The 13207-nt window shown below is 67.9% G+C and carries 12 protein-coding genes; 7 read left to right on the forward strand and 5 right to left on the reverse strand.

The genetic code is table 11. From position 1 onward, the window contains the following. Nucleotides 1-1107: a sulfite exporter TauE/SafE family protein gene (locus C2R22_RS00005; RefSeq protein WP_103423755.1), complete on the forward strand. Its 1107-nt coding sequence runs from the start codon at nt 1-3 to the stop codon at nt 1105-1107. A 1-nt stretch (nt 1108) separates the two neighbouring features. Next, nucleotides 1109-1606, forward strand: a complete 498-nt coding sequence (locus tag C2R22_RS00010; protein ID WP_103423756.1) for a universal stress protein — start codon at nt 1109-1111, stop codon at nt 1604-1606. A 60-nt stretch (nt 1607-1666) separates the two neighbouring features. Here the strand turns inward: C2R22_RS00010 and C2R22_RS00015 are convergent, their stop codons facing one another. Both C2R22_RS00015 and C2R22_RS24720 read right to left on the reverse strand, forming a co-directional pair. Beyond that, on the reverse strand, nt 1667-2119 hold the full coding sequence (locus C2R22_RS00015) for a hypothetical protein (protein ID WP_216824765.1): 453 nt from the start codon (nt 2117-2119) through the stop codon (nt 1667-1669). Between the two features lie 135 nt (nt 2120-2254). After that, nucleotides 2255-2404: a hypothetical protein gene (locus tag C2R22_RS24720; RefSeq protein ID WP_162562313.1), complete on the reverse strand. Its 150-nt coding sequence runs from the start codon at nt 2402-2404 to the stop codon at nt 2255-2257. A 383-nt stretch (nt 2405-2787) separates the two neighbouring features. Between C2R22_RS24720 and pheS the strand changes: the two genes are divergently transcribed. Both pheS and pheT read left to right on the forward strand, forming a co-directional pair. Next, nucleotides 2788-4302: a phenylalanine--tRNA ligase subunit alpha gene (gene pheS, locus C2R22_RS00020; RefSeq protein WP_103423757.1), complete on the forward strand. Its 1515-nt coding sequence runs from the start codon at nt 2788-2790 to the stop codon at nt 4300-4302. Further along, on the forward strand, nt 4302-6035 hold the full coding sequence (gene pheT / locus C2R22_RS00025) for a phenylalanine--tRNA ligase subunit beta (RefSeq protein WP_103423758.1): 1734 nt from the start codon (nt 4302-4304) through the stop codon (nt 6033-6035). Before pheS ends, pheT begins: the two co-directional genes overlap by 1 nt. Before the next feature lie 150 nt (nt 6036-6185). Here the strand turns inward: pheT and C2R22_RS00030 are convergent, their stop codons facing one another. Both C2R22_RS00030 and C2R22_RS00035 read right to left on the reverse strand, forming a co-directional pair. After that, complete coding sequence (locus tag C2R22_RS00030) at nt 6186-6500, reverse strand: outer membrane protein assembly factor BamB family protein (RefSeq protein ID WP_103423759.1); 315 nt, start codon at nt 6498-6500, stop codon at nt 6186-6188. Then, nucleotides 6413-7408, reverse strand: coding sequence for an outer membrane protein assembly factor BamB family protein (locus C2R22_RS00035; RefSeq protein ID WP_103423760.1), 996 nt, complete (start codon nt 7406-7408; stop codon nt 6413-6415). Before C2R22_RS00035 ends, C2R22_RS00030 begins: the two co-directional genes overlap by 88 nt. Nucleotides 7409-7528: 120 nt before the next feature. Here C2R22_RS00035 and C2R22_RS00040 point away from each other — a divergent pair, with 120 nt between their 5' ends. The 3 genes from C2R22_RS00040 (at nt 7529) to C2R22_RS00050 (ending at nt 12061) form a co-directional block, all read left to right on the forward strand. Beyond that, the gene (locus C2R22_RS00040) at nt 7529-8020 is read left to right on the forward strand and encodes an HPP family protein (RefSeq protein ID WP_103423761.1); all 492 of its coding nucleotides are present in this window, start codon (nt 7529-7531) and stop codon (nt 8018-8020) included. 112 nt (nt 8021-8132) lie between these two features. Then, the gene (locus C2R22_RS00045) at nt 8133-9332 is read left to right on the forward strand and encodes a trans-sulfuration enzyme family protein (RefSeq protein WP_103423762.1); all 1200 of its coding nucleotides are present in this window, start codon (nt 8133-8135) and stop codon (nt 9330-9332) included. 101 nt (nt 9333-9433) lie between these two features. Then, on the forward strand, nt 9434-12061 hold the full coding sequence (locus tag C2R22_RS00050; RefSeq protein WP_103423763.1) for a valine--tRNA ligase: 2628 nt from the start codon (nt 9434-9436) through the stop codon (nt 12059-12061). Nucleotides 12062-12129: 68 nt separating this feature from the next. On the opposite strand, the gene C2R22_RS00055 is transcribed toward C2R22_RS00050, so the two are convergent. Further along, nucleotides 12130-13185 carry a quinone-dependent dihydroorotate dehydrogenase gene (locus tag C2R22_RS00055; protein ID WP_103423764.1) on the reverse strand — a complete coding sequence of 352 codons (1056 nt, stop codon included), beginning with the start codon at nt 13183-13185 and terminating at the stop codon, nt 12130-12132. Nucleotides 13186-13207: the final 22 nt, after the last annotated feature.

Below are 13207 nucleotides of genomic sequence, written 5' to 3' on the forward strand. Positions count from 1 at the left end.
ATGTCTGACACCTCATACAGCCGTGTCCAGAAGTCGTTCCTGAAGTATCAGCACGTGTTCGTCCTCATCGCACCCGTGCTGTTCGTCACCTCGGTGTACTTCGCGGCGCCGACGCCCGCGGACGCCGGCCTCGACTACTGGCTGGAGTTCTGGTGGCTCCTCCCGGTGTTCATGCTGGGGGCGACCATCGTCAACACCGTCGGCATCAGCGGCTCCGCGCTGTTCGTCCCGTTCCTCATCTTCGTCTTCCCGCTGTTCGCCCAGCCGCTGACGCCACAGACCATCGTCAAGGTGGGGCTCATCAGCGAGGCCTTTGGCCTTTCGAGTTCGGCGGTGGCGTTCATCCAGTACGGCCTCGTCGACCGCCGACTGGCGCTGTCGCTCGTCGCCGGGTCGGTTCCGTTCGTCGTCGGCGGTGCGTTGCTCTCCTTCGTCATCCCCGAGGTGCTGTTCCACTCGCTGCTCGGCATCGCGCTGCTGGCGGCGTCGTACCTGCTGTTCACCGCCGACCTCGGCCACGGCGACTCCGACGAATCGTCGGGGTCGAGTTCGGGTACCGACCCGGCCGCGCCCGCGCCCGACGGCGGGACGGCGGTCGACCTCCCGAACGACCCCGGTAAACTCGGTCCGGCGGGCGTCCGCACCGACGACGACGGGACGGTGACCCGTGTCGACCGGGAAGGTGACGACTACACCTACACCCGGTCGGGTTACCTCCGGCGGTTCGGGAACTACAGCATCGGCGGCACGTTCCAGGGGCTGGCCGGCTTCGGCGTCGGCGAACTCGGCATCGTCTCCATGCTCGGGACGAAGGTCCCCGTGCGAGTGGCTATCGGTACCAACCACATCGTCGTCGCGCTCACCGCCATCCTGGCGTCGCTCGTCCACGTCTTCGGCGGCGGTCTCGTCGGCGGCCACTCGCTCAGCCTCGCGACGACGCCGTGGAACATGGTCGTCTTCACCGTTCCCGCGACGGTCGTCGGCGGGCAGATCGCCCCGTACGTGTCGAACGCGCTGGAGACGGACACCATCAAGAACTTCGTCGGCGGCCTCTTCGCCGTCATCTCGGTCGCGCTGTTCCTCATGGCCGCGGGGGGTGTCATCTGAGATGACCGACGCCGAATTCGACACCACGACCGACGAGGACGCCGCCGACATCGCGGTCGACGCCTACGACGACGTCCTCCTCCCGACCGACGGGAGCGAGGCGACCCTGGCGGCGGTCGAGGAGGCCGGACGGGTCGCGGCGCTCTCGGGGGCGACGGTCCACGTCCTGAGTGTCGCCGACACGCGGAACCGGTTCGAGAGCCCCACTGCCGGCCTCGCGCCCGACGCCTGGGACCGAGCGGAACACGAGCGCGCGGAGGCCGCCATCGACCACGCCGTCGACGCGCTGCCCGACGGGATTCGGACGGAGCGCGTCGTCCGCGAGGGCATCCCGAAGACGGAGGTGCTCGCGCACGTCGACGAGGCGGACGTCGACCTGGTCGTCATGGGGACGCACGGGCGAACCGGCCTCGACCACTACCTCATCGGGAGCGTCACCGAGCGCGTCGTCCGCAACTCGCCGGTGCCGGTGCTGACGGTCCGTGCGGCCGAGGACTGACGCCGCTGTCGACCGTCGACTCGGCGACGGGTGCGCCGGCGATTCGACGACCCGCCCCGACTACTGCGTGCCCGCGTCGTCCGGGTCGCCGTCCTTGTCTTTGTCGACCTTTCCCTCCCCGTCGTCGAGTTCTCCGTCGCCGTCGAACCCGTCCGCGGCGAGCGCCTCGCTCGGTGTCGACCCCTTGTCGTCGACGTACACGTCGGCGTGACCCTTCTCCATCCTGAGGCCGTGCCAGTCGACGCCCCACTCGGTGAGGCGGGCGACCGTCTCCTGTGCCGCCTCCCACGGACGGGCCGTCCAGACGATGATGGTGTGGCCCTGTCGGTACTGGTAGTTCACCCACTCGACCATCTCCTCGTCGGGTTCCTCCGCCGCCTCGGTGATGTACGACTCGTCGCCCCCGGTCAGCGTCTCGTCGAAGTCGACCGCGATGCGCTGGTGATCGGCCGCGAACGGTTCCTCACCGTCGGGCATCACCCCGCCGTCGTGGTCGTCGGTTGGATCGCTCACGTCTTGCGGTGAGCGACCATGATCAAAGAGCCGGGCCTTGCAACACCGTTTCGGGTGCCCCCTTCGACCGATCGGTCCGCACGGCGCCGACCGGAGCGGCCGCTCGGGAGACGCTCGTGACGCCCGAGAATCCGGTCAGGGCCGTCTGTTACCGACGCGCATCTCGACGTAGCGCCGCGGCCACGTCCTGAAGTGGTCGCGGACGCGTCCGACCAGTCGGTACAGCGGTGCGGCGGGTGGTCGTCCCTCTTCGGGTGCCGGAACCGAACCGCGCTCGTGGCTCATGGCTCTAGTTCGCTGATGGTCTTTCATAAACGTTGGTGGTGGTTCCGCGACCCGAACCGTCCCGTTCGTGGGCCGGAGTCGATTCGCCGTCGACGGTCGTCGTTTCGCGGCGGGTGTGACGCCCACTCACAACGTTTTTGTCCGCGCGACGTTCTCTCTGGGACATGGCGCTCGAACCCCACGCGCGGCGTACCGCTCCCCAGCCACCGGTTTCGGGGTTCGGCTTCTTCTTCGCGGGCTGACCGTCGGTGGACCCCGCTCGCGTCCGAGGGGACGCGACGGGCGAAACCGACGCTCCCGGCCGGTTCCCCCAGACGCCGGTCACGACCCGCAACGGCTAACTGACGACCGGACACCTCACCAGATAGACCCAGACGCGACACATGACACGCACACTCCCGGAAGCCCAGCACGCGGTCCTCACGACCGCGTCGGCGGACGACGCACAGACCATCGACGAACTCGCGGCGGAGACGGGGCTGAAGCCCGAGACCGTCACCGGCGCGGCGTTCGAACTCGAAGACGCAGGTCTCGTCGCCATCGACGAGTCGGTCGTCGTCGACTACACGCTCACCGGCGAGGGCGAGCGATACGTCGAGGCTGGCCTCCCAGAGGTCCGTCTCTACCGCGCCGCCGTCGACGCGGGCGCCCGCGACGACCCCGTCTCGATGGGGCAGGTCATCGGCGCATCGGGACTCAACGGAGGGGAGGTCGACGTCGCCCTCGCCAACCTCGCACGCAAGGGGTACGGGCGGATCGACAGCGGCCAACTCTCCGCCGACGACGCCGACCCCGACGCCGACCCCGAGGCCGACGCGCTCGCGGCACTCGCCGACGGAAGCGACGAGGGACTCGACACCGCAGTCCTCGACCAGCTCGAATCCAGAAACCTCGTCGAGCGACACGAACGGACCGTCCGCTCGGTTCGACTCACCGACGACGGCGTCGACGCCGTCATGCTGGAGGGCGTCGAGGCGGCGGAGACGGTCGACCGGCTGACGCCCGAGATGCTCACCACCGGCGAGTGGCGCGACGTCGAGTTCACGGCGTACAACGTCGAGGCTGACGCTCCTGAGCACCGGGGAGGGAAGACCCACATCCTCAGACAGACCGCCGAGCGTGTCAAGGACGTCCTCGTCGGGATGGGGTTCGAGGAGATGGACGGCCCCCACGCCGACGCCGAGTTCTGGATCAACGACTGCCTGTTCATGCCGCAGGACCACCCCGCCCGCACCCACTGGGACCAGTTCGCGCTGGACGTTCCGCCCATGGGAGAGCTCCCCGAAGAACTCGTCGAGCGAGTCGAGTCCGCACACCGAAACGGCGAAGGCGAGGACGGCGACGGCTACCACTCGCCGTGGACCGAGGAGGTGGCGCGGGAGGTCGACCTCCGCGGGCACACCACGTCGCTGTCGATGCGATACCTCTCGGGCCACGCGGTCGGTGAGTTGGAGCCGCCCCAGCGGTACTTCTCCGTCGAGAAGGTGTACCGAAACGACACGCTCGACCCCACTCATCTGTTGGAATTCTTCCAGATCGAGGGGTGGGTGATGGCCGAGGACCTGTCGGTCAGGGACCTGATGGGCACGTTCACGGAGTTCTACAGCCAGTTCGGCATCACCGACATCCAGTTCAAGCCCCACTACAACCCCTACACCGAGCCGTCGTTCGAACTCTTCGGGCGGCACCCCGAGACGGACGAACTCATCGAGATCGGAAACTCGGGGATGTTCCGCGACGAGGTTTTGAGACCCCTGGGTGTCGACTGCGACGTGATGGCCTGGGGGCTCGCCCTCGAACGCCTGCTGATGCTCATCTACGGCTTCGACGACATCCGCGACGTCCACGGGACGCTGTGTGATCTCGACCTCTTGCGGGAGACGGAGGTGCTGTACTGATGCCCGTCGTCGACGTCTCCCTCGAGGAGTTACAGCGGCTCACCGGCGAGGAGAAGAGTGAAGAGGAGTTCAGAGCGGACCTGTTCGCGCTCGGCCTCGAGTACGAGGGCGAGACCGAGGAGGGGAAGATGCAACTCGAATTCGGTCCCGACCGCCTCGACCGACTGTCGGTCGAGGGCGTCGCCCGGTCGCTCCGGTACCAGTACGGTTCCGACAGGGGCGTCGCCGTCCCGAAGACGAACGACGCCGACTGGACCATCGAGGTCGATTCGTCGGTTCCGGAGGAACGACCGTACGTCACGGGCGCAATCGTGCGAGGGCTCGACCTCGACGAGGCCGGCCTCGAATCGCTCATCCAGTTGCAGGAGAAACTCCACGCGACGATGGGGCGCAAGCGCGCGAAGGGCGCCATCGGCATCCACGACCTCGCGATGGTGAAAGGCGAGGTGTTGAACGAGGAGACCGGGGGCAACTCCATCACCTACCGTGGCGTGGCACCCGACGGCGACCGCTTCGTCGCGCTCGATTCCGACGCCGAGTTGACGCCGGGGGAGGTGCTCGAACAGCACCCCACCGGTCGGAAGTACGCAGACCTCGTGAGCGAGTACGACCGCTACCCGGCCATCTACGACGAACTCGGGCTGTTCTCGTTCCCCCCGGTGATCAACGGCCGCCGGACCGAGGTCGACACCGACTCCCGCGAACTCCTCGTCGAACTCACGGGGACGGACCAGTGGACCATCGACCGGATGTGTACCATCATCTGCTACGCGCTCTCCGCGCGTGGCGCGACCATCGAAGAGGTCGAAGTCGAGTACGAGGACGCATCGCGCGCGCCCGACGACGGGGCGAGCCTGGTGCGCCCGGACCTCTCGGTTGACCGGAAGACGGTCTCACACGACCGCATCGAGTCCATGCTCGGCGTGGACCTCGACGCCGACGAAGTCGTCGACCTCTTCGAGCGCTCGGGTCTCGACGCGACGTACACGCTCGGCGACGACGTGGAGTACGAGGTGGAGATTCCGCCCTACCGGGTGGACGTGCTCCACCCGCTCGACCTCATCGACGACGTGGGTCGCGCCTACGGATTCAACGACCTCGAACCGAAGTACCCCGACGTCTCGACCGTCGGCGGTCGTCACGAGCGCTCCCGCCTGGAGAACGTCGCCCGCACCTCGCTCGTGGGACTGGGCTTCGAGGACCTCCTGAACTTCCACATGATCTCCGAAGAGGAGAACTACGACCGGATGCGACTCGCGGAGGGCGACGACGCGCTCGGCGGCGGGGAGGCGGTGACCATCACCGAACCCTACAGCGAGGATTACACGATGCTCCGGACGTGGGCGCTCCCTTCGCTGCTGATGGTGCTGGAGAACAACACCCACCGGTCGTACCCGCAGGACCTCGCCGAAATCGGCCTCGTCGCCAACGAGGACGAGGCCGAGTCGACACACGTCCACGAGTCACGACACGTCGCGGGCGTGCTCGCCCGGCACGACGCGACCTACGAGGACGCGAAGGCTCGCCTGAGCGCGCTCTGCCGCGACTTCGACGCGGACCTCGACACCCCCGCGACCGACCACCCGTCGTTCATCCCCGGTCGCGCCGCCGAAATCGTCGTCGACGGCGAGTCGGTGGGCGTGGTCGGCGAGTTCCACCCCGAGGTGCTGGTCGAACACGACCTCGAACTTCCGGTTGCAGGGTTCGAGTTCGAACTCGACGCGCTGCGGTGAGCGGGAGTCTTCCTCGGGACCCCGAACGGCCCATCTGCCAGACGGCGTCGGGGTCGAAACGCTGAGACAGCGCCCGTCACGAGGAGGGAAACGGGGTACACCGCCCTGCGTTCTCACCGGTGGATACGCCCTCGGAACGGCTGTGTCTCTTCAGTCCCGTCCGCGCAACGCTCGGACCGTTCCGTCGTGAGTGGTGTACACCAGGTCGTCGACGAGGGCGACCCCCGACCCGATGTCCTCCGCCGTTCGGGTCCACCGTCGGCTGCCGTCCGACGGGTCGAAACAGCGGAGTTCCCCGTCGGTCCGGACGAGGACAGCCTCGTCGGCCACGGCGGGCCGTCCGCTCAGTTCGCCCGGGAGGCTCGCCTGCCACCTGGTCACCCCGCTGGTCTTCGAGAGAGCGTACAGCACCGGGTCGGGGTGTTCGGCGGCGACGTAGACGTGGTCGGCGCCGCCCGCCAGCACGACCGGGGCGTAGGCGTCGAGGCTCGTACTCCACTCCTCGTCGTACCCCCCGAGTCGACGACGGCGGCCTCCACCTCCCCGAACATCGGGTCCACCGCGAACACCGTTCCCTCGGACACGAACCGCTCGGCGATCATGTCGCTTCCCCCCGGTTCGGGGCGACGGTTCCACTCGAACTGCCCGGTGTCGACCGCGAACGTCCACGGCTCGTTCCAGTGCGCGCCCGTCGAGACGAACACGTGCTCGTCGCTCGTGAGCAGCGGCGACTGCCACGGCTCGTTTATCTCCGCTTCCCAGCGTCGTTCCCCGGAGCGTTCGAGCGCGACGACGGTCGGCCCGCTGGCGTCGACGTAGTACAGGCCGTGTCGGGCGGCGACGAAGTCGCTTCGAGCGGGAGTCTCGAACCGCCTTACCGACCCGCCACCGTCGGCGTCGAGAGCGACGACGGCCCCGGGCGTCGGGACGAAGAGTCGGTCACCGACGACCCACGGCGTCTCTGCCGGTGCATCGAGAGCGGTCGTCCACTGCTCCGCCCCCGTTCTCGCGTCCAGCGCCCGGACGGCGCCGTCGTCGCCTCCGACGTACACCGTCCCATCAGCGACGACGGGGTCGGAGAGCGACGCCTCGAACGGGACGCTCCACAGGTCGGCGGGGAGCGTCGTCGGTCCGGTCGCGTCGGGGGAGAAGTTGCTTCGGCCGCTGTCGTGTGCGGGCATCGGCCACGCGCTGTCGACGCTGTCGGGGGCGGCACGTTCGTCCGGCCGAGTCGCCGAGACGGTCGGCGTAGTCGTCGGTTCGGCGGTCGGTTCCGGCGTCGGCTCCGCAGGCGACTCCGTGTCGCTCCGAGTCGCACATCCCGCACCGACCAGCGTCCCGAGACTCGCGAGGAACGCGCGCCGGTTCACCATGCTCCGCCCTACTCGACGGAGCGGTAAGTGCCTCGTGTCGTCTCCGGCGCCGCCTTCCCGCCCCCGCTCGCGTCGGTCCGAAACGAAGGGCCTACCACGCGGGCACGGCCACGTCACGGTATGGAGCACGGGACGGCCAAATCGAGCCTCTACGCCGGCGCCCTCCTCGTCGTCGTGGGACTGCTCGCGTGGGCGACCGGCCGACCGTTCGTCTTCCCGAGCCTCGGCCCGTCGGGCTACGCGCTGGCGACCCGCTCCGCCGACGACATCAGCCCGCGACGGGTCGTCGGCGGGCACGTCATCGGCCTCGGTGCCGGCCTCCTGACGTACCACGTGCTCGCGTCGGGGCTGCTCATCACCGTGACCGCCCCGACCTTCTCGCCCTCGCAACTCCGACTGGTCGCGAGCGGTGTCGCCGCCGTCGTGCTCACGACGGCGGGCATGCTCCGGACGGACCTCGTCCATCCCCCCGCCTGTGCGACGACGCTCATCGTCGGTCTCGGTCTGCTCTCCTCCGCCGTCGAGGCGGGTGTCGTCGTCGCCTCCGTCGTGGTCCTCGTCGGCGTCGACGCGGTCCTCCGTTCGACCGTGGGTTCACTCGCCCACGAGTGATCGGCCCGGCATCGTATTCCTAACAGTAATAATTTTACATATAGGTATTATAATCGAAGATTTGTTGAAAAGCGTCGAAAGGACTACCTTCCACCCCCGTCTCTCCCCGGGTATGGCCCGTGACGCACACTTCGACACCCGCGCTGTGACCCACGGTGAGGGTCGTCGGCGGATGGCTGCCGAGGACGTCGTCGTCCCGCTCCACCTCACCTCCACGTACGAGATAGACGAAATCGACCCCGACGCGAGCCTCGAAGACCTGGACCCCGACGCGGGCGAGTACCTCTACTCGCGCCTGTCGAACCCGACGCGGAACGCCCTCGAACACCGACTGGCCTCGCTCGAAGGCGGCCAGCACGCCATGGCGTTCGCCTCCGGAACCTCGGCCATCGTCGCGACCGTCATGGCGTGTGTCGAACCGGGCGACCACGTCGTCGCGTTCGAGGACCTGTACGGCGGCACGAAGACGATGCTCTCGCGGTTGTTCGAAGAACGGCTCGGGGTCGACGTCTCGTTCGTCGACGCGCGCGACCCGCAGAACGTCGCGTCTCACCTCAGCGAGGAGACGACTCTGGTCTGGATGGAGACGCCCACGAACCCGCTCATGCGGCTCTGTGACGTCGCGGCCATCGCGGACCTCGCTCACGACGTGGGCGCGGTGCTCGGCGTCGACAACACCTTCGCGAGTCCCGTCCTTCAACGTCCGCTCGAACTCGGCGCCGACGTGGTCGTGCACTCGACGACGAAGTACCTCAACGGGCACTCCGACTCGCTGGGAGGTGCGGTCGTCACCGACGACGCCTGCCTCGCCTCTGAGGTACAGTTCCTCCAGCAGGTCGGGATGGGGAACGTCCTCTCGCCGTTCGACTCATTCCTGACGCTCCGCGGCGTGAAGACGCTCCCGCTCCGGATGGAACGCCACGAGGCCAACGCGGGCGCGATTGCGGAGTTCCTCGCGGAGCATCCTCGGGTGACACAGGTGCACTACCCAGGCTTGCCCTCCCACCCGCAGCACGACCTCGCCGCGCGACAGATGGACGGCTTCGGCGGGATGCTCTCGTTCGAGGTCGACGGGGGGTTAGACGACGTGGCGGCGTTCCTCGGGTCGCTGTCGGCGTTCCCGCTCGCGGTGAGTTTGGGTGGGGTGGAGAGCCTCATCGAACACCCCGCGACGATGACGCACTCGCCGCTCACGCCGGAGGACCGCGCGGCGCTCGGCATCACCGACTCGCTCGTTCGAGTGTCGGTGGGCGTCGAGAACGTCGACGACCTCATCGCCGACCTCGACACGGGGCTCGCGGCGCTGCGGTGAAGGGGCGTCGCCGGCGGGGACGGGCGGGTGAGCGGGACGAGCGGTCGAGACGGGCCAACCGAGGTGTTTAACAGGCGCGCAAGCGGTAGACCCACCCGAGAATGCCGAGCGGAGAATACGACCCCGACACCGTCGAGGCGGAGTGGCAAGACCAGTGGGTCCGAGAGGACACCTACGCCTACGACGGGGAGGCGGTAGACCCGAACACCGTCTTCTCCATCGACTCCCCGCCGCCGACGGTCTCGGGGAGCCTCCACTGGGGCCACGTCTACGGGTTCACGCTCCAGGACTTCGTCGCTCGGTTCAACCGCATGCGGGGGAACGAGGTCTTCTTCCCGTTCGGCTACGACGACAACGGCATCGCCTCCGAACGGCTGACGGAGGACGAACTCGGCGTCCGCCACCAGGAGTACGAGCGCCGCGAGTTCCAGGAGATGTGCCGCGAGGTCTGCCAGCAGTACGAGGCCGAGTTCACCGAGAAGATGCAGAGCCTCGGCATCTCCATCGACTGGGACGAGACATACCAGACCATCTCGCCGGAGGTCCAGCGCATCTCGCAGCTCTCCTTTTTGGACCTCTACGACCAGGGCCGCGAGTACCGCCAGCGCGCGCCGACTATCTGGTGTCCCGAGTGCGAGACGGCCATCTCGCAGGTCGAGACCGAGGACGACGAGCAGGCGAGTCACTTCCACGACATCGCGTTCGAGGTGGTCGAGACCGGGGACGACCTGCCCGAGACGTTCACCATCTCGACGACGCGTCCGGAACTGCTGCCCGCCTGCGTCTCGGTGTTCGTCCATCCCGACGACGACGAGAACCAGCACCTGGTGGGGAACCACGCGCGGATTCCGCTCTTCGGCCAGGAGGTCCCCATCCTCGCGGACGACCGCGTCGACATGGAGACGGGATCGGGGCTGGTGATGTGCTGTACCTTCGGCGACCAGACCGACATCGAGTGGTACCAGGCGCACGACCTGGACCTTCGTATCGCTATCGACGAGTCCGGGACGATGACCGAAGAGGCCGGCGAGTACGCGGGGCTGTCTTCGGACGAGGCCCGCGAGGCCATCGTCGCCGACCTGGAGGACGCGGGCGCGCTACTGGACAAGCGCGCCATCACCCACACGGTGAACGTCCACGAGCGCTGCGGGACGAGTATCGAGTTCCTCGTCGCCGAGCAGTGGTACATCAGGCTCCTCGACAAGAAGGAGGAGTACCTCCAGGCCGGTCGGGAGATGGACTGGTACCCCGAGAAGATGTTTACCAGGTACAAAAACTGGATCGAGGGCCTCCAGTGGGACTGGTCCATCTCCCGCCAGCGCTCCTCTGGGATTCCGTTCCCCGTCTGGTACTGCGCGGAGTGCGACCACGCGGTGATGGCCGAGCGCGCTCAACTCCCGGTGGACCCGCTGCAGGACGACCCGCCCGTGGATACGTGTCCCGACTGCGGCCACGCCGATTTCGTCCCCGAGGACGACGTCTTCGACACGTGGGCCACCTCCTCGTTGACGCCGCTCATCAACGCCGGGTGGGAGTGGAACCCTGAGACAGAACGGATGGCGGTCGAACGCGAGGAACTGTACCCCGTGAACCTCCGCCCGCAGGGCCACGACATCATCTCCTTCTGGCTCTTCCACACGGTCGTCAAGTGCTACGAACACACCGGCGAGGTGCCGTTCGACAGCGTGATGATCAACGGGATGGTCCTCGACGAGAACCGCGAAAAGATGTCCAAGTCCAAAGGAAACATCGTCGCGCCCGACGAAGTCGTCGAGAAGTTCCCGGTCGACGCCGCCCGCTACTGGGCCGCCGGGAGCGCGGTGGGCGACGACCTCCCGTACAAGGAGAAGGGGCTCCGCGCGGGCGAGAAGCTCCTCCGGAAGCTGTGGAACGCCTCGAAGCTCGTCGACTCGCTCACGCCCGCCGAACGGGTCGAGTTCGACCACGACGACTTACAGGAACTCGACCGGTGGCTCCTGGCGTCGCTCGACGAGGAGGTCGCGTACATCACCGAGAAACTGGCGGCGTACGAGTTCTCGAAGGCCCGGGACCGCCTCCGAAGCTTCTTCTGGCACACGTTCTGCGACGACTACCTCGAAATCGCGAAACAGCGCATTCGGGAGGGCGAGGACGAGTCGGCGGCGTACACGCTGCAGGTCGCACACCGGCGCTTCCTGAAGCTGTTCGCGCCGTTCCTCGCCCACATCACCGAGGAGTTGTGGCGCGACATGCACGACGTGGCGGGCGAGGAACGAAGCGTCCACCGCGCCGACTGGCCCGAACCGCTCGGACTGGAGGCGGACGTCGAGGCGGGCGAGACGGCGCTGGCCGTCGTGAGCGCGCTTCGGAGGTACAAGTCTGACAATCAGCTGTCGATGAACGCCGCTCTCGACTCGGTCCGGGTGTACGGCGACGTCGCGGGCTTCGCGGAGGACATCCGACGCGTGATGCACGTCGAGGAACTGGAGACGCGCGACGAGGAACCGCCCATCGAGTCGGTCGTGACCGGCATCGACCTCGACTACTCGCTCGTCGGTCCCGAGTTCGGGGGGAAGGTCCCGGAGATCGACGCCGCCATCGAGGCCGGCGAGTACGAGATCGTCGACGGGACGCTCCGGGCGGCCGGTGCCGAACTCGACTCGGAGATGTTCACGGTCGAGGAGGAGCGGCAGTACACCGGTGCGGGCGAGATGGTCGAGGCCGAGGACGCCGTCGTCATCGTCCAGTAATCCCGACCACCGACGCGCACTCGCTGTCCCCACCACTTCGGACGACGAACCGAGACGGAGTCACTACGCTACAGATCGACGCCGACGGCCTCGGAGACGTGATCGAAGCCGTCGCGGTCCAGCAGTTCGAGCAGTCCGCGGTTGATCTTCCGTGCGACGGTCGGCCCCTCGTAGACGAGGGCGGTGTAAAGCTGAACGACGCTCGCGCCCGCGCGTATCTTGGCGTAGGCGCCCTCGGCGTCCGAGACGCCGCCGACGCCGACGACGGGGACGTCCGTCTGTCGCGCGACGTTCGCGACGAACGCGGTCGAGGTGTGCTCGATGGGTTTGCCCGAGAGGCCCCCGCGCTCGGCCCGCTCGGGCGACCGAAGGCTCGACGGGCGCGACGTGGTCGTGTTCGTCGCGATGACCCCGTCGAGGTCGAGGTCGTCGACGACGGCGAGCGCCTCTTCGACCGCTCTCTCGGGGAGGTCCGGCGAGAGTTTCACGAGGAGGGGTCGAGCGCCGGCGTCGAGGAGCGTCCCGAGGATCGCTTCCAGCGCGTCGCGGTGCTGGAGTTCCCGAAGCCCGGGTGTGTTGGGGCTGGAGACGTTGACGACGGTGTAGTCGACCCTGTCCCCACAGCGCTCGAACGTGTAGCGGTAGTCGGCCGGAGCGTCGTCCAGCGGTGTCGACTTCGACTTCCCGATGTTGAGGCCGACCGGAACGTCCGGCAGTCGAATCTCCGCGAGTCGCTCCCCGACCGCGTCGGCCCCGTGGTTGTTGAAGCCCATCCGGTTGACGATGGCGCGGTCCGCGCGGAGGCGAAACATCCGCGGCTTCGGATTACCCGGCTGTCGTTCGGCGGTCACGCCGCCGACCTCGACGTGGCCGAAGCCGAGCGCAGCGAGCATTCCGGGGAGTTCGGCGTTCTTGTCGAAGCCGGCTGCGACCCCGACGGGGTTCGGAAACGACTGGCCGAACGCGGTGGTCGCGAGGCGCGCGTCGTCGACGCGAAGGCGCTCGCGCGCGAGACGTTCGACGGGGGTCCCCTGCGCGACGCTTAGCACGCTCGTCCCGACGCCGTGGGCCGTCTCGGCGGGCAACGCGAACAGGGCAGGACGAACGACGCCGTAGAAACTCATCGACCACCCGCCCGTACCCGAC

This window comes from Salinigranum rubrum (assembly GCF_002906575.1).
Classification (GTDB): domain Archaea; phylum Halobacteriota; class Halobacteria; order Halobacteriales; family Haloferacaceae; genus Salinigranum; species Salinigranum rubrum.

Bases quoted from the DNA above. Each gene is read 5' to 3' on its own strand.
- C2R22_RS00050 (WP_103423763.1), top strand. From the start codon at position 9,434: ATGCCGAGCGGAGAATACGACCCCGACACCGTCGAGGCGGAGTGGCAA.
- C2R22_RS00035 (WP_103423760.1), bottom strand. From the start codon at position 7,408: ATGGTGAACCGGCGCGCGTTCCTCGCGAGTCTCGGGACGCTGGTCGGT.
- C2R22_RS00040 (WP_103423761.1), top strand. From the start codon at position 7,529: ATGGAGCACGGGACGGCCAAATCGAGCCTCTACGCCGGCGCCCTCCTC.
- pheT (WP_103423758.1), top strand. From the start codon at position 4,302: ATGCCCGTCGTCGACGTCTCCCTCGAGGAGTTACAGCGGCTCACCGGC.
- C2R22_RS00010 (WP_103423756.1), top strand. From the start codon at position 1,109: ATGACCGACGCCGAATTCGACACCACGACCGACGAGGACGCCGCCGAC.
- C2R22_RS00055 (WP_103423764.1), bottom strand. From the start codon at position 13,185: ATGAGTTTCTACGGCGTCGTTCGTCCTGCCCTGTTCGCGTTGCCCGCC.
- C2R22_RS00045 (WP_103423762.1), top strand. From the start codon at position 8,133: ATGGCCCGTGACGCACACTTCGACACCCGCGCTGTGACCCACGGTGAG.
- C2R22_RS00005 (WP_103423755.1), top strand. From the start codon at position 1: ATGTCTGACACCTCATACAGCCGTGTCCAGAAGTCGTTCCTGAAGTAT.
- pheS (WP_103423757.1), top strand. From the start codon at position 2,788: ATGACACGCACACTCCCGGAAGCCCAGCACGCGGTCCTCACGACCGCG.
- C2R22_RS24720 (WP_162562313.1), bottom strand. From the start codon at position 2,404: ATGAGCCACGAGCGCGGTTCGGTTCCGGCACCCGAAGAGGGACGACCA.